Source organism: Agrococcus phoenicis (assembly GCF_047302415.1).
Taxonomy (GTDB): Bacteria; Actinomycetota; Actinomycetes; order Actinomycetales; family Microbacteriaceae; genus Agrococcus.
The window spans coordinates 2427301-2446137 of sequence record NZ_CP154854.1 but is presented as its reverse complement, the minus strand read 5'-3'; the positions used below and the strand labels follow the sequence as shown (position 1 = coordinate 2446137).

The following is an 18837-nucleotide window of genomic DNA, read 5'->3' as shown; positions in this document are numbered from 1 at the left end:
GATTCTACCTCGTCCGGGCGCGAACGCTCGCTTCCACGCGCCTGTGCGGGCCGATCCGCGGCTCGGATGACACGAAACCCTGGTTCGGCGGAGTTCTGAGGCGCAGGATGCCTCCACACGCCTCCGCGGGGCGATGCAGGTCGGGAGACGATCCCCGCCGCGAACGAGGGTCAGCGCGAGCGGGCGAGGAGGCTGCGGTATGCCGCCGCCGCGGCCCAGCCGCCGGCCAGCGCGATCGCCCACCACGGGGGCCCCGGCACCTCGGGCATCGCCAGCTCGGGAGCATCGGGCTCAGGAGAGGGGATGCGCTCGCCGGTGACGATGATGCGGTGGCTGTTGATGCCCAGCGGCGTGCAGGTGACGAGGCTGACCAGGTCGCTCCCGATCTCCGGCAGCAGCAGCTCCGTGTCTCCGGGGTCGATCACCTGCACCTGGCGAACCCGGTAGGTCTGGGTCTCGCCGTAGACCTCGACCTCGAAGACCTCGCCGACCTGGACCTGATCGAGGTCGGTGAAGAGGGTCGACTCGGGCAGACCGCGGTGGCCGGTGAGGACCGCATGCCCGCCAGGGCTCCCGACGGGCAGCGCCGAGCCGAGGAGGTGCCCGATGCCCCGTCGCAGCGTCGCCTCGTCCGTGCCGTGGTAGACCGGCAGGTCGACGGCGATCGACGGGATCCGGATCCGCGCCATGACGTCGTCGGGGCCGAGTGCGAGCTGCGACTCGTAGGTCGCGACGATCTGCTGCTGCTCGCTGAGCGGCGTGCCGCCGTACGGATCGATCAGCGCCCCGCCCGTGAGCGTCGCGTTGTAGTCGTGCGCGTCGCGCAGCGCGCGATCGCGGCCCTCAGGACCGAGCGCCGTCATCACCTCCGCGTACTCGTCGACCCGCTGCGACTGCTCGAGCAGCGCGAACCAGCTGGCGCCCGCGGGATACAGCAGCGTGGACACCCCGAGCATGACCAGCAGCGAGACGATGAGCGTCGAGCGCGCGCCGCGGTGGCGTTCGGGCGCACGACGATCGACCCGGTGGGTCTCGGTCGCTTCGATGATCACGGTCGCTCCTGGCACGGAGCCCCGTGGCAGAGGCTGGAGCCTCTGCCACGGGGCGGGGGTGTGGTGGTTACGCCTGCGCGGCAGCCTTGCGGCGACGCACGAGCGCGAAGCCGACCGCGAGCAGCAGGAGGCCCGCGCCGCCGACCACGAAGGCCGTCTGGCCCTCGCCGCCGGTGAGGGGCAGCGTGTAGGCGGGCACCTGCGTGTTGGCGATGCTCACGTCGACGCTCGCCTGGGTCACGTCACCGGCGACAACGGTCACGGCGACAGGGGTCTGGTCGATCTGGTAGCCCGCGGGTGCGCGCGTCTCGACGATCCAGTACTCACCGACGACGAGGCCGGGCACGAATGCGATGCCGTCGGCACCCGTGACGAAGGTCGTCTCGCCGGCGACGGCGACGGGGTTGGTGCGCGCGAGCGCGTCGGCCTCGGAGGCGAACACCTGGAACTCGGCACCGGCGAGCACCGCGGTCTCGTCGCCTGCCTGGTGCTTGAGGATCGAGATCGTGCCCCACTCGGTGGTGACCGGGGTGGACGTGAAGCCGGTGTCCTCGCTCATGGTCGGGTCGTTGACCCAGAGCTGCGCCTCGTTCGTGATGATGCCGTCGCCCAGCGTCTCGACGGTCGTGTCGATGACGACCGAGACGGTCGCGCCGTCGGCCGCAGCCAGCTTGGCGAGGCCGGCAGCGGTGAAGGTCACCGTGATCTGCTGGCCGTCCTCGGTCACGACGTAGTCGGCGGCGTCGAGCGTGACGCCCGTGGCCGTGACGGTCGCGCCGACGTAGGCCAGGCGGCTGTCGAGCGTGTCCCCGATGATGAAGGAGGTCAGCGAGGCATCAGCGGCGATCTCGGGCACCTCTGCGGTGACCGTCCAGGAGACGGCGCTGCCGAGGCCGAGCGCTGCGGACTCGTCGACCGACTTCTCGATCGCGGTGACCGAGTTCTTCGGGTAGACGTGCACGTCGTACAGCCAGTCGCCGTCGAGCGGCAGCGGGATCGAGACGAGGAAGGGCTGGCTCGCGATCGCGATGTCGTTGGCGCCGGGGTCCGTCTCGGTCACCAGGTAGACGCCGACGGGCAGGTCGGCGAACGCCGCGGTCCCGGCACCGTCGGTGGCGACCGAGGCGGCAGGACCGAGGTTCATCGCAGCGGCCTCGGCGGCATCGGTCTCGGCGGCGAGGGCCCAGCCCTCGTCGGTGGTGAGGTCGATGTCCGTGACCTGCTGCACCGTGAACTCGACGCCGGCGAGGGGCGTGAGGCCGGAGGTGTCGACCTCGGTGCCGTCGTTGGCGAGGCCCGAGGCGGTCGCGGGCTCCTCGAACTTGTGGATCGTGATCGATCCGAGCGCTGCCGGGTCGATGTTCGGCGCGGCCGACGCGGGCAGGGCCCCGCCGAGCGCGATGATGGCCGCGAGCGCGAGCGCTCCGGCTCCGGAGGCGACGCGCGCGCTCCGGGCTTGCTTGCTGTGTGCCATGGCGGCACTCCTCTCTTGTCCGAAGCGGATGCTCGGTGCTGGGTGGGGATGGGATGTGGTGGGTCCGACCGGGTGGTCGAGGATCGTTCAGCTCATGGGGATGCTCCGCCGCTGACGGATGCGCAGCGCCAGCGCCGCGAGGCCGGCGAGGAGCAGCACGCCCGCACCGCCGATCGCGTAGGCGTCTGCCCCGATCCCGCCGGTGAGCGGGAGCCAGAGCGGGATCGTCGAGATGTCGACGAGCTCCAGCCGGTGATCGTCGACGTCGTCGACGGGGTCGCCGATCGCCGGGGTACCGGTGGCGGTGGCGGTGTTCAGGATCTCGCCGGCCTCCACGTGCGCCTCGGTGATGGCGAGCCTCGCTTCGAACCGCATCTCCTCGCCGGGGGCGAGCGAGCCGGGGACGCCGGGCCACGCCCCCACCGCGGAGATCTCTGCGGCGGTGAACATCGGGTCGGTGACGACCACCTCGTGCAGCGTCACGCCGCCGGTGTTGGTCACGAGGAACTCGTAGGTGACGGTGTCACCGGGCGTCGCGAAGCCCTCGACGGAGCCTGTCTTGACGAGCGCGATCGCCGCAGGCGGTGGCGTCAGGGCGACCGTCGCGCTCGCCTCGTCGGAGACGTCCTCGCCGGAGGGCGGCGTGCCGCCCGCGGAAGCGGTGTTGTCCACCCGCGCCTGGTCGATGTCGGCCTGCGTGACGACGTACGTCGCCGTGGCGACGACCGACTCGCCGGGGGCGAGCGAACCAGGCGTGGAGGCGGCTGACCAGTCGTAGCTCAGCGCGGACAGCCCTGGGAGCGGATCGGTGATCGCCACGTCGGAGAGGGTGACCTCGCCGGTGTTCTCGGCGCGGAAGGTGTACGTCACGACATCGCCCGGCGCAGCGGGGTCATCCACTCCCGAGGCGTCCGCGACCTTCTCGAGCGAGATCGCCGCGGGCGCGCTGAGCACCGTGGTGGTGCTGTCGGGAGGGGATGTCACCCGGGTGCCGGAGGTCGCGGTGCCGGAGGCCGTCGCCACGTTCGTCACGCTGCCGGCATCGACGTCATCCTGGGAGATCGGATAGGGGATCGTCGCGAGGCACGTGACGGTGGCGCCCGGCGCGAGGCGGCTCGCCGGGCAGGTGACCGAGCCGGCCGCGAGACGGTCGTCGGCGATCGAGATCGCATCGAGGGGCAGCGAGCCGGTGTTCGTCACGTCGAACGCGTAGTCGATCGTGTCGCCCGCGTCGTCGAAGCCGTTGCCGTTGGTGTCGTTCACGCTGACCACGCGCTTGTCGAGCGCGATCCTCGGCGTGCCGACGACGAGCGTGGCGGCATCCGGCGGCACGAGGTTCGTGGTGATGTTCGAGGCCCCGTTGACGTACGTGCCGTCAGCGGGCGCCGTCACGGCGACGGTGATCGTGCACGACTGCTGACCGGCGGCGAGGTCGCCGCCCGTGACGGCGATCGTCGTGCTGCCCGGCACGGCGGTCCTGACCAGCGGAGCCCCCGTCGCGTTCGTGCAGGTGCCGGAGACCGCCGGGTTCGCTGCGACGCGGACCCCCGCAGGCAGCGCGTCCGTGAAGTACCAGTCGGTCTTCGCGAAGAGGTCGGTCGTGTTCGTGATGGTGAAGGTGAGGGTCGAGGTACCGCCGGCGTCGATGGTGCCGGGCGTGAACTGCTTGTCGAGGCTCGGCGTGACGTCGAGCACGCGGATGTTGTCGAAGCCGCCGTCGTTGCCGTTCGTGCGCCCGCTCGCGTTGTACATGCGGATGCCGAGCGACGAGGAGGGGTAGAGGAACGCGCCGTCCGCCGCGAGCGAGTTGCCGAACGCCGTCATGGTCGTCGCGGTGCCCACGGCGCGCGGCCGCGTGACCGTGAGCTGCTCGCGCTCAGGGCCCGGGCGGCAGCCGTTCAAGATGCCGCCGACGTTCTGCGCGACTCCTGCCGCGTTGACGAGCTGGAACTGGTACTGCGGGTCGCTGGCCTGCGTCGCGGTGCTCGCCGGGGAAGCGCAGTTGCCGAAGATGGTGTCGACGCTGAAGGTGTAGTACCGGTTCGGCGCGACGGGGATGCTCTGCGTCGTCTGGAACATGACGCCGTTCGTCGGCCCGTTGCCGATGATGTCGCACGTGCTCGTGTTGCCCGCCGACGTGAGCTGGCACTCCGTGTAGCCGGACACGATGTGGTTGCTGTCAGTCACCGCGTTCGACGTGGTCCTGCCTGCGAGGTACATGCCCATGCCGCGAGCGAGGGTGCGGATGCCGTTGTAGCTCTGCACGCCCGCGACCGTGCTGCAGGCGTTGCCCTGGTTCGGCGTCGACCACCACGCGGGAGAGGGCGCTCCCGCGACCGTCGCGTCGCCGTTGTTGTAGCTCAGGATCACGCCGTTGCACCTGGACCCGTTGATCCAGCTGGGAGAGCCGGTGTACGACTGCCCGCTGGCGCCGACGTAGGAGGCTCCCGGCACCGAGTAGCCTCGCGCTCCGGTCGCCGTCTGGGTCATGCCGTTCTCGAAGTCCTCGGTGAACACCGGCACCGGTGCCTCCGGCACGTTCGCCGCGAGCGCGATCATGCCCGGAGCGCGCGCCGCCATCGAGGGCTCGGCGCCCGCGGCGTGCGCCGGCAGGATGCTGATGCAGGTCAGCAGCGCCGCGGCGAGCACCGCATGCGGTGCGAACCGTCGCCGGGCAGTCCGCGGAGCGGGGGCGGTCCGTGAGGTCACGTGAGACGTCCAAGGGGAGGGGGCAGGGAGGCGCTCCACCCGAGGTCATGGGCCGCCCCGACTCAGGGGGCGGACCGACGTCGGCGACGTGGAGAGCCCTCACCGTACGCATCTCGCGGCACGTATCACATGCGATCGGTCGAGATTTACCCTTTACCTATGCGTTTCTTGAGGATATGCACGAAGCAACGTGCATGCATGCGCAATCCAGTGCCCCGCAATGCGGTCGGCGCACTTCGGACCGCTCGGCGCAGGGGCAGCCGGGGCGCCGCTCAGTCGCGACCGCGCCGCTCCGGCGCGACCACCCGGATCACGGCTGAGTCGTCGAGCGCTCCGAGCCCTTGGGCCTCGCCCAGCAGGAACAGCTGCTCGGCAGCCGCCGCCACCGGTGTCGAGAGGTGCTGCGCGCGAGCAGCCGCTCCGACGATGCCGAGATCCTTCACGAAGATGTCGAGCCGACTCAGCACCTCCGCCCCGCCCTCGTCGTAGGCCTGCAGGGCCCGCGGTCCGCGGTTGCCGAGCATGAAGGAGCCGGCCGCCCCCGCCGAGAGCGCCTCGAGGGTGCGCTCCCGATCGAGGCCCAGGGCATCCGCGAGCGCGAGCGCCTCTGCCGCCGCCGCGATGTGCACGCCGCACAGCAGCTGGTTGACCGTCTTCAGCGCCTGCCCGTCGCCGGGCTCGTCGCCCACCACCGTCAGGGTCGAGGCGAGCTGCTCGAGCACCGGCCTCGCCACCGCGAGCGCCGCGGGGGCCGCGCCCACCACGATGAGCAGGTCGCCCTCGCCGGCGCGCACGGGGCCGCCCGAGAGCGGTGCGTCGACGAGGCTCGCGCCGGACTCGGCCAGGCGTGCGGCGAGCTCGGCGATGCCGTCCGTGCCGACGGTGCTCGTGAGGATCACGACCGCGCCCTGCTCGAGGTGACGGGCGAGGCCTGCGTCGCCGAACAGCAGCTCGCGGAGCTGCTCGCCCGTGCGCACCGCCACGATGACGGCCTCCGCCCCCGACACCGCCTCGGCGGCCGAGGCGGCCGGCGCGACACCGTGCTCAGCGGCGAGCGCGAGGCGCTGCTCGGCGATGTCGAAGCCGCGCACCGCGAAGCGCTGCGCGAGGCGCGCGGCCATGGGGAGCCCCATGGCGCCGAGTCCGACGACGGTGACGGTGCTGGTCATGGGGTTCCTGCTTCCTGTGCGCGAGCGGGTGTCGAGGCTCCGTCGGCGAGCGTGCGCACGACGAGCGAGAGGGAGTGCTCGGTGCCGACGTTGCCGGCGAAGACGACGTAGGGGATGCCGACGGCCGGGCCGACCTGCGGCTGCCAGAGCGACACGATGCCCGGCAGCATCGGCCCGACGACCCGGGCGCGGCGGATCTGCAGCGCCTCGCTGGCGACATCGCTCGAGGTGATGCCCCCCTTGGCGATCACGAAGCGCGGCGGTGCCAGCTCCAGCACACGGGCGACGAGCTCGACGAGGCCGGCGGAGACGCGGCGCGCGATGTCGAGGCTGGCCTCGCCGTCGTGGCCGGTCACCAGCTCGCGACTGGTGTGCACGATGACGGTGCCGCGCTCGATCGCGCGCGCCACCGCATCCGCCTGCTGCGCGAGGTGCTGGTCGCGGCGCTCGTCGATGAGCGATCGCACGTCCAGCTCGACCGTGGCGGTCTCGGGGCGGTCGGCCTGCAGCGCCGCGAGCTGCGCGGTGGTGAGCGGCACGTGGCTGCCGACGACGACCAGGCCGCCGCGATCGTTGGCGAACTCGATGCGGTCGGTCGTCACCGGCTCGGCGATCGGCTGGCCGATGTGGGCACGCAGGTAGGGCGGGCCGATGCGCAGCAAGGAGGTGAGCCCCTCGCGATCGAGCGCGTGGAGCGCGAGGGCGACCTGGCGCATGTCGTGCTCGTCGACGACGTCGACCACCACGACGGTGCCCGCTGCGAGCCCGCGGAGGAAGCCGGCGACCGCCTCGGTGCCCGCGCGGATGATGTCGATGGTGAGCGCCGCGACGTCGGTGCGCGCCACACGGCCGCCGGTCTTCTCCTCGACCCAGTCGCGCAGGTCGGAGGAGCGGTAGCCGAAGCTCGCGTCGGCGGCGAACGGGGTCTCGCCCACGGGCGTGGCCTCATCGTCGACGACCCAGTAGTGCACGGATCCGACCGTGATGCGACCCGAGTCCGGGAACGCGGGGATCAGCATCGTGAGGTGCGGGGCCGCGCCCCCGTGCTCGGCGAGCGCCTCGGCGAGCACGTCCGTCTCGAGCGGGAAGTGGCCGCGGAGGGTCGAGTCGCTGCGGCTCACGAAGGAGACGCGCTTGCCGGCGCGGGCTGCGGCCTCGATCGCGACCGCCACCACCTCCCGGTTGCGGGAGGCGGCGTCGGTCTCCGAGAGCGAGCGGGTGTTCGTGAGCACGTAGACGGCCGCGGCATCCTGGGCGAGGGCCCAGTCGAGGTCTGCGGCCTCCCATCGCGTCAGCACCGGGAGACCGGCGACCGACTGCGTGCCGGTCGGGTCGTCGTCGAGGACGATGAGCACCAGGTCGTCCGCGCGGGCGGCCGCGACGTCAGCAGCGTCGATCTGCGAGGACGCGGGCAGCGGGGCGAGCAGGTCGTCGAGGCGCAAGAGAACTCCTGTGTTCCGGTGAGATATCAGATATCTTCACGGCACAGGTCGCGGATGTCAACCCTCGCCCCGCGCCCGCGTCGACGGTGAGGGATGGCGCTCAGTCGAAGACGAGGCCGACCAGGTCGTCGTGCGTCTGCTGCATGTGGCGCGCCATCGCATCGCGCGCCTCGGTCGCACCGCCGGAGCGGACGGCATCCAGCACCGCCCGGTGCTCGGCGATGGCGTGCTCGCGGATCGCGGGCACGGCGCTCGTCTCCCCGCGCGTCTCCTCGAGCATGGTCGTGAGCGGGCGGATCGCAGCGACCAGGATCCGGTTCTCGGCCGCCCGGATGATGGCGTCGTGGAAGTCGAGGTCGGCCGCCACGAAGCCGTCGACGTCGCCCGAGCGGTGATGCTCGCCCATCCGCGCCAGCGCGTCCTCGAGCACCGCGAGGTCCTCGTCCGTCCTGCGCTCAGCCGCGAGCCTCGCGGCGCCGGTCTCAATCATCATGCGCACCTCGAGCAGCTCGAGCGACGACTGCTCGCGCTGACCGGCGCTGCGCGCGTGCCGCACCACGGCATCCATGCCCGTCCACTCCGCGACCGGAGCGATGCGGTGGCGGCTGCCCGGCACCTGCACGATCACGCCCTGCGCCTGCAGCAGGCGCACCGCTTCGCGCATCGTCAGGCGCGAGACGCTGAACTCGAGGGCGAGCTGACCCTCGGGCGGCAGCTGCTCGCCCGCGGTCAGGGTGCCGTCGATGATCGCGTCGAGCAGCTGGTCGACGGCGTCGTGGGTGCGTGATGGCCGAGGCATGGGTCCTCCTGTGACGGGTGTCAGACAGCGTACCCATCGCTCGGCCTAGCCCCATGTGTCTCGCGGACCGCGACCGGGCACCGAGCGGCGACCCCGGTTGAAGCTCGGCAGATCGGGCCCGATGAAGCGCACCTGCGTCAAGCCGCAGTCGGGGAACCGGGCGAGGATGCGCGTGGTGGTCTCGGCGCGCAGGATGCGCATCTGCTGGGTCCAGGCCGTGGAGGCGCAGCGCACCGTCAGCACCCCCTCCTCGAAGGACACCGGCTCGGTGCGCCCGGCGTTCTCCTCCCCCACGAGCTCGGGCCAGTGCACCATGACGTCGGCGCGAGCGAGCGTGGCCGTCCAGCCGCGGTCGTCGGCGAAGCCGGCGAGCACGTCGCCCAGGCCCTTCGGATCGCGCCCCTTGCCGAAGGGCACGGAGGCATCCGGATCGCGCCGAGACCGTCGGCGACCGTCGCGCGTGACCAGCGCCGGGTCGCCCATCTTCGCCTTCAGCCGCAGCCAGACGCGCTCCGGCTCCGTCGGTGCGAGCTCACGCATCCTCGACCACCACCGCGCCGGCGTCGATGCGGATGCGGTGGTCGCGCAGCGCCTGCGGCACGTCGTCCTCGACGGCGGCGGTGATGAGCACCTGCTCGAAGCCGCTCGCGGCCTCCGCGAGGCGCTGGCGCCGCCCCGCGTCGAGCTCGGCGAACACGTCGTCGAGGATCATCACCGGATCGCCGCCCGAGCCGTCGCGCAGCAGCTCCGCGGAGGCCAGGCGCAGCGCGAGCGCGAAGGACCACGACTCCCCGTGGCTCGCGTAGTGCCGCGCGAGCAGGTCGTTCAGCTGCAGCTCCAGGTCGTCGCGGTGGGGACCCACCAGGCTCACACCGCGATCGAGCTCGTCGCGTCGGCGCTCGGCGAGCAGAGCGCGGAAGTCATCGGCGGAGTCCGGCACGTTCGTCACGAGGCCGATGCGAGCGTCGTGCTCGTCCCCGGCCACCAGCCGATACGCCGCCGCGACATGCGGCGCGAGCTCGTCGACGAGCGCACGCCGCGTGCGCATGACCTCGAGGCCGAGGTCGACCAGTCGGCCGTCCCACACCTCGAGCGTCGTGAGGTCGTCGGGCCGCAGTCGCGCGGCGCGGGCGCTCTTCAGCAGCGAGTTGCGCTGCTTCAGCACGCGGTCGAGGTCGCTGTGCACGCCCGCGAGGCGGGGCGCGCGCATGACGGCCAGCTCGTCGAGGAACCGGCGTCGCCCGCCGGGATCGGCACGGACGAGCTGGAGATCCTCGGGGCTGAACAGCACCGCCTGCAGGTAGCGCGGCAGGTCGCGGATGCGCACGCCCTGGCCGTTCGCCTGCGCGCGGTTGGCGCCGCGCACGTTGAGCTCCACATCGAGCTGGAACGCGCGCTCGTCGTTCGTGACCGTGCAGCGCACGATCGCCTGCTGCTCCCCCGCCCTGATCAAGGCGACGTCGGTCGGCACGCGGTGGCTCGACCCGGTCGCGATCCACACGAGCGACTCGACCATGTTGGTCTTGCCCTGGCCGTTGCGCCCGACCAGCAGGTTCGCACCGGCTGCGAACTCGACATCCGCGACCCGGTAGTTGCGGAAGTCGGTCAGGGCGAGCCGACTGACGCGCACTCAGGCCTTCTTGATCGCGTGTCCGCCGAACTGGTTGCGGAGCGCGGCCACCGCCTTCATGGCCGGGCTGTCATCCTGTCGCGACTCGAAGCGCGCGAAGAGCGAGGCGGCGATGGCGGGCATCGGCACCGCGTTCGCGATCGCCTCCTCCACCGTCCAGCGACCCTCGCCCGAGTCGTCGACGTAGCCCTCGATCTCGGACAGGTCGTCGTCCTCGTCGAGCGCGCGCACCATCAGGTCGAGCAGCCAGGAGCGCACCACCGTGCCGCGCTGCCACGCCTTGAAGGAGCCGGCCACGTCGTGCACGAGCTCCTTGCGCTCGAGCAGCTCGAAGCCCTCGGCGTACGCCTGCATCAGGCCGTACTCGATGCCGTTGTGCACCATCTTCACGTAGTGGCCCGCGCCCGTGGGTCCGGCGTGCACGAAGCCCTCCTCGCGCGGACCCTCGGGCCGCAGCGCATCGAAGACGGGCATGAGCTCCTCGACGTCGGCGCGCTCACCGCCGACCATGAGGCCGTAGCCGTTCTCGAGCCCCCAGATGCCCCCGGAGACCCCCACGTCGACGAAGCGCACGCCGCGCTCCGCGAGCTGCGCCGCGTGCCGCTCGTCCTCGGTGAAGCGCGAGTTGCCGCCGTCGATCACCAGATCGCCCTCGGACAGCTTCGCACCGAGCTCGGTGACGACCGCATCCGTGATCGCACCGGCGGGCACCATCGCCCAGACCACGCGCGGCGCCGGGAGCGCTGCGACCAGCTCGTCGATGCTCGCGACGTCGCTGATCTCAGGATTGGTGTCGAAGCCCGTCACCTCGATGCCCGCCTGCTCGAGGCGGGTGCGCATGTTGCCGCCCATCTTGCCGAGGCCGATCAAGCCGATGTGCGTCGTCATGGAGCTCCCTCGTCGCGATCTGGTGGGTCAGCGCAGCAGCAGGTTGGGCTGCAGCAGGTACTTGAAGTCGGTGGCCTCCGCGTCGTCGCGGGACGTCTGCCCGCGGATCAGCATCGGGCCGGGCTTGTTCGTGTTCTCGGAGTGGGTGAACGAGACGCGCACGAACTCCGAGTGCGTCGCCTGGATGCCGTCGATGAGCAGCTGCGGCTTGATCGACAGCACGATGTCGTCGCCCTCGAGCACGGCGTCGATGATCTCGGAGGCCTGCGCCTGCTCGGAGCCGATCGCCTCGAGCTGCACCTGGCCCTCGCTGAACGTGTAGCGGATGGCGGCCTCGGCGTCGAGCACCAGCTGCACGCGACGCGTGGCGTCGACGAGCTCCGAGGTGCTGACGACCGCGTGGTGGTCGACCGCCTCCGGGAAGAGTCGGCGCACCGGCGGGTAGTTGCCCTTGATCAGCAGGCTCGTCACCGTGCGGTCGGCGGTCGAGAAGGCGATCTGCTGCCGCTCGCCGGCCTCGCTCATCGTGATCTGGATGCGGTCGGCACCGCCGAAGGTGCGGCCCACCTCGGTCAGGGTGCGGGCAGGCACGAGCGAGGTCAGCGCTTCGGTCGCGTCGCCGGCATCCCACGGGATGCTGCGCACCGAGACGCGGTAGCGGTCGGTGGCGATGAGCGTCAGCGTCGTGTCGGACGCCTCGAGCTGCACACCGGTGATGACGGGCGTGACGTCCTCGCGCGATGCGGAGATCGCGACCTGGCCGATCGCCTCGGCGAAGGCCTTGCCCTCGACGACGCCCGTGCGGCCCTCGACGGTCGGCACCGTCGGGTACTCCTCGAGCGGCATCTTGGCCAGCGAGAAGTTCGCGTTGCCGCAGCGGATCGAGACCTTCGTGCCGTCGTCCTCGAGGCGGACCTCGCGCTGGGGCAGCTTCGCGGCGATGTCGCTCATCATCTTGCCGGAGACCAGCACCACGCCCTCGGTCTCGACGTCGGCCTGCACCGAGGTGCGCGCCGACGACTCGAAGTCGAAGGACGAGAAGACGACGCCCTCCGGCGTGGCCTCGATGCGCACGCCGCTCAGGATCGGCATCGTGGGCCGCTGCGGCAGCAGCTTGACGGCGAACGACACGGCATCGCTGAAGACATCGCGGTTGATGACGAACTTCACGGGTCTCCCTCGTTCACTGAGCAGATGTCCACAGCGCAGGTGCTTCGGCGCTCGTGGCGCCGCACGACGGCGCCGCGGTGCAGAGCCTTGGCGGCGGTGTCGATTCTGGCACAGCCTCGTGCCGCGCGACCCGCTGCTCCCGGAGCCGGCGCCGACCGTCATGGTTGGCGACTCGACGAATCCTCTTCTCACTCACACTGTCATTCATAACCCCTGTGGAAGCTGTGGATCGTGCGCGTGCTCGCGGCTCGGAGCATGGGAACTACACGCGTGGAAGTTGTAGAGCGCCTGTTGACGCTCACCCCCTGGTCGGTGGAGGACGGCGGATGTGTCATTCGACCGCGCTCACAGCCCCGGGGGCGTTGTGCACAGGCAGCGCCACTTCTCCACAGGTCGAATCACATGAAGTGCACGTTGAGGGTTCGGGTCCGATCCGTCGGTCGAGGAGCGCGCGCGGGAGGTGCGCGTCACGGGGCCGAGAGGGGGTGCGAGGGAAGGGGGATCGGCGAGGGTTCTGGAGGGGGGCTCGGCGAGGGCTCTGAGGGGGGAGATCGCCGAGGGCTCTGAGGGCGGGGGGGGGGGGGGGGGGGCTCGCTGAGGGCTCCCTCTTCACCGATCCCCTGGACGGGGATCGGCGCTGGCGTCGCGGCGAAGGCCCGAAAGGGCCTTCGCTCTACGCTCCAGCGCGCTGTCTGATCCTGGCGGTCAGCTCCGTCACCTGCGTGTAGACCGAGCGGCGCTCCTGCATGAGCTTCTCGATCTTCTTGTTCGCGTACATGACGGTGGTGTGGTCGCGATTGCCGAACAGCTGCCCGATCTTCGGCAACGACATGCTCGTCATCTCGCGGCACAGGTACATGGCGATCTGGCGAGCGAGCGCGATCGTCTGCGAGCGCGACGAGCCGTGCAGGTCGTCGACCGTGAGCTTGAAGTAGGCAGCGGTGTGGCTGATGATGTCGCTCGGCGACACCGGTGCCTCCTCGTCGAACGAGAAGAGATCCTTCAGCACCGTCTGGGCGAGCTCCATCGTGACCGGCAGCCGGTTGAGGCTCGCGAAGGCGGTGACGCGGATGAGCGTGCCCTCGAGCTCCCTGATGTTCGACTGCACCTTGTCGGCGATGACCGACAGCACCTCCGGCGGGATCTGGATCCGCTCGGCCTCCGCCTTCTTGCGCAGGATCGCGATCCGCGTCTCGACGTCGGGCACCGTGACATCGGTGATGAGCCCCCACTCGAAGCGGCTCACCATGCGCTCCTCGAACCCCTGCAGGTGCTTCGGGGCGACATCCGAGGTGATCACGACCTGCTTGTTGTGGTCGTGCAGCGTGTTGAAGGTGTGGAAGAACGCCTCCTGCGTCGACTCCTTGCCCCTCAGGAACTGGATGTCGTCGATGAGGAGCACGTCGACCTCGCGATACCGCTGCTGGAACGACTGGTTCAGGTTGTTCGCGATCGCGTTGATGAAGTCGTTCGTGAACTCCTCGCTGGAGACGTAGCGCACCCGGATCCCCGGGTACATGCCTTCGGCGTAGTGGCCGATCGCGTGCAGGAGGTGCGTCTTGCCGAGGCCCGAGTCGCCGTAGATGAACAGCGGGTTGTACGCCTTGGCGGGCGTCTCGGCGACTGCGAGGGCCGCCGCGTGCGCGAAGCGGTTCGAACCTCCGATGACGAAGTTGTCGAAGGTGTACTTCGGGTTCAGCCGCGAGTCGATGCGCCGCTGGCTCTTCTCGCTCGAGTCGCGCTCGTAGCTCGCGACCGGTGCGACGACCGGGTCCGCGGCAGGATCGTCGATGAGGTCCGGCAACGGCTCCTCGCGCTCGAGCTGCGGGTTCACCACGATCTTGAACTGCGAGATCTCCACAGCGTTGTCCACAAGCGCTTCCGTGACCGGGAGCCGCAGGCGCTGCTCGAGCATGTCCCGCGTCAGGTCGTTGGGGACATCGAGGTAGAGCACCGAACCCATGACGCCCTGAGGCTCCACGAGGTCGAGGAATCCGCGCAACGACGGGGGAATCCGGTCGTCGGTCTCGAGGGTCGCCAGGACGGAGGACCAGAGGTGTCCGGTGCTGTCGTCCGGGGCCATCGGATGCGGTTCCTCTCGGAGAACAGTCGTGTGACGGGTGCTATCCACACCATTATCCACAGGATGTGTGGATGAGAGGTCCGCTCGCAGCGACGCTCAAGAGGCACCGTGCGTGTCGCGGATCAGTCGAGTCTGCACGCATAGACCATCGGGTGCAAGTCCCGGCGGCACGAGAGCGGCGTGGCGCCAATCGCATCCCGCCTCCGTTGACCGGCGCCCGCGGTTCGCGTATGCTCGTCAGGTTGCCGCGCCCGCAGTGCGGCGCATCGTCGAGCCCGTCGGCTCGCCACCATGACTTGCGGCGCCACCTGCGCCGGACCACGGGAGAACACCATGAGCAAGCGCACGTTCCAGCCGAACAACCGCCGCCGCGCCAAGAAGCACGGCTTCCGCCTCCGCATGCGCACGCGTGCCGGCCGCGCCATCCTGGCAGCGCGTCGTCGCAAGGGCCGCACCGAGCTCTCGGCGTAAGACCGAGCGAGGTGCTCGCGAAGGCGAACCGGATCGTGCGCGGCGATGACTTCCGTCGCATCGTGCGCACCGGTCGCCGCGCGGGCTGCGACCTGGCGGTGGTGCACCGCGCGAGACCCGAAGCGGCAGTCGCCCGCTTCGGGTTCATCGTGTCCAAGAAGGTCGGCAACGCCGTGATCCGCAACCGCGTCAAGCGGCGCCTGAGCGAGATCGTGCGCGCCGAGCTCGGCGACATCGACACCGCGGACATCGTCATCCGCGCCCTCCCCTCGTCGGCCACAGCCGACCTGGCTACACTGAGGGCCGGCATCGCGCCGCTCCTGGTGCGTCGGTGAGGAGCCTCATGCTCCTGCCGCGCAACGTCTGCGTCGCGATCCTCGTCGCCTACCGGGCAGTGATCTCACCGCTCTACGGCGACGTGTGCCGCTACTACCCCAGCTGCTCGCGGTACGCCATGCAGGCGATCCAGCAGCACGGAGTGGTGCGCGGCATCTGGTTCGGCGCCAGGCGCCTGCTCCGCTGCCACCCGTGGGCGGCGGGCGGGGTCGACGACATCCCTGAGCCGCGTGAGCGGCTCGCAACGACTCGGGCGGGGTTCGTGCTCGCCCACAAGGAGCAGTGACAGCTTGGACATCTTCGCCCTGCTGATGTGGCCCATCAAGTGGGTCATCGAGGCGATCCTGGTCGGATTCCACACGGTGCTGACTGCCGTCGGGCTGAGCGAGGGCGCCGGACTGACGTGGGTGCTCGCGATCGTGGGCCTCGTGCTCGTGATCCGCAGCGCGATGATCCCGCTGACGGTCCGCCAGATCGTCTCCTCGCGCAAGTCGCTCGAGATCCAGCCGGAGATCCAGCGCATCCAGAAGAAGTACAAGGGCAAGAAGGATCAGTTCTCGCGCGAGGCGATGCAGCGCGAGACCATGGATGCCTACAAGAAGGCCGGCACCAACCCCTTCGCCTCCTGCCTGCCGCTGCTCGTGCAGATGCCGATCTTCCTCGGTCTCGTGCAGGTGCTCACCGACGCGAACAACCGTCGCGCAGGAGTCGGCCTCCTGACCCAGGATCTCGCCGAGCTCTTCAGCGACTCGACGCTCTTCGGCGTCGTTCCCCTGCACATGACGATGCAGGGCGGCTTCGCGGAGGGCAACCTCCCCGTCATCATCACCGCGATCCTGCTGACCGTGATCATGTGCGCGACGCAGTTCTACACGCAGCTGCAGATCATGACGAAGAACCAGACGCCGGCGATGAAGGAGTCGCCGATGTACAAGCAGCAGCGCATCCTGCTGTACATCATCCCGGTGTTCCTGCTCGTCTCGGCGTGGCTGTTCCCGCTGGGCACCATGTTCTACTGGCTCGTCTCCAACATCTACACGCTGGTGCAGCAGCTCATCATCATCAACAGGCTGCCGACGCCCGGCTCCGAGGCGGCGCTCGCGCGCGAGGCTCGGCTGGCGCGCAAGCGGCAGCGCATGGGGCTGCCGGCGGTCGACGAGGCGCAGCAGGGCGAGACCCAGGCCGAGATCGACATCCGCACCCAGCGGCAGCAGCCGCGGGGCAAGAAGCCGAAGTCGCAGCGAGAGGGCTGAGCATGACCGAGCAGGAGACGACGGTGCGCGACGACCGGCCCGAGCTGGACGAGGGCGAGATCGCCGCGGACTACATCGAGGCGCTGCTCGACATCGCCGACCTCGACGGAGACATCGAGATCGATCAGTCCGACGCGCGCACGACGATCGTGGTGGGCGAGGCCGACGATGATCTGGGCGGACTGTCGAAGCCCGAGGTGGTCTCGGCGCTGCAGGAGCTGACGCGGCTGGTCGTGCAGCAGCAGACCGGCGAGTTCTCGCGGTTGGTGCTCGACGTCGCCGGCTCGCGCGACGCCCGTGCTGGAGCGCTGCAGGCGATGGTCGACCGGGCTGCCACGGCCCTGGCGGAGGGCGAGGAGCGTGTCGCGCTGGAGCCCATGTCGTCCTACGAGCGGAAGCTCGTGCATGACCTGATCCGCGATCGCGGCCTGTCGAGCGAGTCCGAGGGTGAGGCGGGCGACCGCCACATCGTCGTGCTGCCCGCCTGACCGCGCCACGAGCGGTGTCGAACCACGAGCGCCTCGGCGATGCTGGTGCCGCACCTGCGGCCGCACCGCCGGCTGCGGAGCCTCGCGCTGGGCGGACGACCACTCCCCCGCCGAGCGCACGGGGGCTCGAGGACGAGCCCGCTGCGGCAGTCGCGCTCTTCGGCGATCGGATCGAGCTGGCGAGGTCGTTCACGGCGTCGCTCGCCGCGCAGGGCGAGACCCTCGGCCTGATCGGTCCCAGGGAGCTGCCGCAGCTGTGGAGTCGACACATCCTCAATTCCGCGTTGCTCGCGCCGCTGCTGCACGGCCGCGTGGGCGACGTCGGCTCCGGAGCCGGACTCCCCGGTCTCGTGCTCGCCATCGCACGGCCGGACGTCGACCTGACGTTGATCGAGCCGATGGAGCGCCGCACCGACTGGTTGCAGTCGGAGGTCGATCGGATGGGCCTCGACAACGTGACGGTGCTGCGTGCTCGGGCTGAGGAGCTGCCCGGCTCGGGACTGCTGCGGCCGCTGGACCAGGTGACGGCTCGGGCCGTCTCCGCGCTGCGCACCCTCATCCCACTGACCGCTCCCCTGGTGCGCAGCGGAGGGCAGCTCGTGCTGCTGAAGGGCGGTCGGGCTGAGGAAGAGATCGCGGCCGCGCAGAAGGTGATCCGCAAGCACCGGATCCATGACGTCGAGGTGCTGGAGCTCGGTGGCGAGCACGGCCTCGAGACCACGCGCGTCGTCCGAGCCGTCGTCGACCCCTGAGCTCACTTCGACCCCTGAACGCGCCTCACACGTGTTCGAGTGTCCGCGATGACAGCGGCAGTGGCGGCGCATCACAGCGTCGAGTCCATGTTCCACGTGGAACATCGCTGGCCGCCGCAAGTGTCGCGGATCTCGCGATTGGGTGAAGGATGCCGGCCATGGCCCGCAGGAGTGCCGGGCTGCGGAGGCCGTCATCGATGCTGCCGGCACCGCACCGCTCGAAGACTGACGGTGGTGAGCGGGCAGGTGGCCAGGGGTGCAGGACGTGGAGCGGCCAGCAGCCGGGATCGCGCTCGCCATGCCACCGTGCGCGTTCGAGGTCTGCGCTCGTTCCTCAGTTGATCCGGAGCGAGCGGGATGGATGTTCCACGTGAAACAGTCGCCGGCGAGCTCTACCGGCCGCACTGTCCCGGTGCAGTGCGCGATCGCCGTGCAGCGGGACGGCTGATGCAGATGACGATCCGCGTGCCAGACGGGCCGAACACGCGTGTTCCGCCCGACGTGACGGAGATGGGCGAGTATCGCGGCTTGCGTGGTCCGCGCTCAGAGAGCCACCATGACCGCGTCTCGGCGCCGTTCACTCCGATCACGCCCGCGTCTCGCGCCTCGTCGATCGAGCTCGGAGAGGCGCGAGGACGTGTTTCACGTGAAACGGATCGAAGGATGTGGAGCGCCGCGACCCCGACCACGAACGACTCGCAGCCCTGCGCGTCCCTCGAGTGCACGGCGACCGGCGAGGGGCATACGACTTCGGCGGTTTCACGTGAAACGGCAACTGCCCATGTCGGAGCCATGAACGCGAGGGCGACGATCGCGCAGCACGACACGGTACGTGTTTCACGTGAAACGGGATGCCTCGCGCAGTACGCATACCGGGGCGCTGCCGGCATGCCTCCGACCGGAGCACGACCTCTGAAGGATCATGAGTTGGCCTCGCAGTGCGCTTCGACGCGACGAGCAGGGCGCTAGGAAGGCATCGCCGGAACGCGGCGCCGTCGACACGTGCCTGTGGAGAACTGTGGAGAACTCTGGTCGCGCTGTGAGCGGACTCGAGGCGCGAGGTCCCTCAGATGGCGGGAACTCCCCCGGAATCACGCGGAATCTCGTCTGTACCCCGGAAT

Annotated in this window: 17 protein-coding genes; 6 read left to right on the top strand and 11 right to left on the bottom strand. The window is 70.2% G+C overall.

Annotation, left to right across the window (positions count from 1 at the left end; translation table 11 throughout):
• Positions 1-170: 170 nt before the first annotated feature.
• The 11 genes from AA0Z99_RS11725 to dnaA all read right to left on the bottom strand — a co-directional run bounded on the left by AA0Z99_RS11725 (position 171) and on the right by dnaA (position 14416).
• Entirely contained in the window at positions 171-1052 is an 882-nt protein-coding gene (locus AA0Z99_RS11725; protein ID WP_413317563.1) for a class C sortase, read from the bottom strand.
• A gap of 67 nt (positions 1053-1119) precedes the next feature.
• The gene (locus tag AA0Z99_RS11720) at positions 1120-2526 is read right to left on the bottom strand and encodes a SpaH/EbpB family LPXTG-anchored major pilin (protein WP_413317561.1); all 1407 of its coding nucleotides are present in this window, start codon (positions 2524-2526) and stop codon (positions 1120-1122) included.
• Between the two features lie 87 nt (positions 2527-2613).
• Positions 2614-5175, bottom strand: a complete 2562-nt coding sequence (locus AA0Z99_RS11715; RefSeq protein ID WP_413317560.1) for an LPXTG cell wall anchor domain-containing protein — start codon at positions 5173-5175, stop codon at positions 2614-2616.
• Positions 5176-5507: 332 nt separating this feature from the next.
• A complete protein-coding gene (locus tag AA0Z99_RS11710) occupies positions 5508-6404 on the bottom strand; it encodes an NAD(P)-dependent oxidoreductase (RefSeq protein WP_413317558.1) in 897 nt (298 codons plus the stop codon).
• Positions 6401-7846 (bottom strand): four-carbon acid sugar kinase family protein, encoded by a 1446-nt coding sequence (locus AA0Z99_RS11705; RefSeq protein WP_413317556.1) that lies wholly within the window; start codon positions 7844-7846, stop codon positions 6401-6403. The genes AA0Z99_RS11710 and AA0Z99_RS11705 overlap by 4 nt, the downstream gene beginning before the upstream one ends.
• Before the next feature lie 100 nt (positions 7847-7946).
• The gene (locus AA0Z99_RS11700; protein ID WP_413317554.1) at positions 7947-8645 is read right to left on the bottom strand and encodes a FadR/GntR family transcriptional regulator; all 699 of its coding nucleotides are present in this window, start codon (positions 8643-8645) and stop codon (positions 7947-7949) included.
• A 45-nt stretch (positions 8646-8690) separates the two neighbouring features.
• Positions 8691-9185 carry a DUF721 domain-containing protein gene (locus AA0Z99_RS11695; protein ID WP_413317552.1) on the bottom strand — a complete coding sequence of 165 codons (495 nt, stop codon included), beginning with the start codon at positions 9183-9185 and terminating at the stop codon, positions 8691-8693.
• Positions 9178-10275, bottom strand: a complete 1098-nt coding sequence (gene recF, locus AA0Z99_RS11690) for a DNA replication/repair protein RecF (protein WP_413317550.1) — start codon at positions 10273-10275, stop codon at positions 9178-9180. Before recF ends, AA0Z99_RS11695 begins: the two co-directional genes overlap by 8 nt.
• Positions 10276-11163: a phosphogluconate dehydrogenase (NAD(+)-dependent, decarboxylating) gene (gene gnd, locus AA0Z99_RS11685; protein WP_413317548.1), complete on the bottom strand. Its 888-nt coding sequence runs from the start codon at positions 11161-11163 to the stop codon at positions 10276-10278.
• 27 nt (positions 11164-11190) lie between these two features.
• Positions 11191-12333, bottom strand: coding sequence for a DNA polymerase III subunit beta (gene dnaN / locus AA0Z99_RS11680; protein ID WP_413317546.1), 1143 nt, complete (start codon positions 12331-12333; stop codon positions 11191-11193).
• 673 nt (positions 12334-13006) lie between these two features.
• Positions 13007-14416 (bottom strand): chromosomal replication initiator protein DnaA, encoded by a 1410-nt coding sequence (gene dnaA / locus AA0Z99_RS11675; protein ID WP_413317544.1) that lies wholly within the window; start codon positions 14414-14416, stop codon positions 13007-13009.
• Between the two features lie 333 nt (positions 14417-14749).
• Here dnaA and rpmH point away from each other — a divergent pair, with 333 nt between their 5' ends.
• The 6 genes from rpmH (at position 14750) to rsmG (ending at position 17716) form a co-directional block, all read left to right on the top strand.
• Positions 14750-14887, top strand: coding sequence for a 50S ribosomal protein L34 (gene rpmH, locus AA0Z99_RS11670; RefSeq protein ID WP_021010601.1), 138 nt, complete (start codon positions 14750-14752; stop codon positions 14885-14887).
• 11 nt (positions 14888-14898) lie between these two features.
• Positions 14899-15222 carry a ribonuclease P protein component gene (rnpA, locus tag AA0Z99_RS11665; RefSeq protein WP_413317541.1) on the top strand — a complete coding sequence of 108 codons (324 nt, stop codon included), beginning with the start codon at positions 14899-14901 and terminating at the stop codon, positions 15220-15222.
• Positions 15223-15230: 8 nt separating this feature from the next.
• The gene (yidD, locus tag AA0Z99_RS11660) at positions 15231-15509 is read left to right on the top strand and encodes a membrane protein insertion efficiency factor YidD (protein ID WP_413317539.1); all 279 of its coding nucleotides are present in this window, start codon (positions 15231-15233) and stop codon (positions 15507-15509) included.
• Positions 15510-15513: 4 nt separating this feature from the next.
• Positions 15514-16476, top strand: a complete 963-nt coding sequence (gene yidC / locus AA0Z99_RS11655; RefSeq protein ID WP_413317537.1) for a membrane protein insertase YidC — start codon at positions 15514-15516, stop codon at positions 16474-16476.
• 2 nt (positions 16477-16478) lie between these two features.
• On the top strand, positions 16479-16964 hold the full coding sequence (locus tag AA0Z99_RS11650; RefSeq protein WP_413317535.1) for a protein jag: 486 nt from the start codon (positions 16479-16481) through the stop codon (positions 16962-16964).
• 170 nt (positions 16965-17134) lie between these two features.
• A complete protein-coding gene (gene rsmG / locus AA0Z99_RS11645; RefSeq protein WP_413320854.1) occupies positions 17135-17716 on the top strand; it encodes a 16S rRNA (guanine(527)-N(7))-methyltransferase RsmG in 582 nt (193 codons plus the stop codon).
• Positions 17717-18837: the final 1121 nt, after the last annotated feature.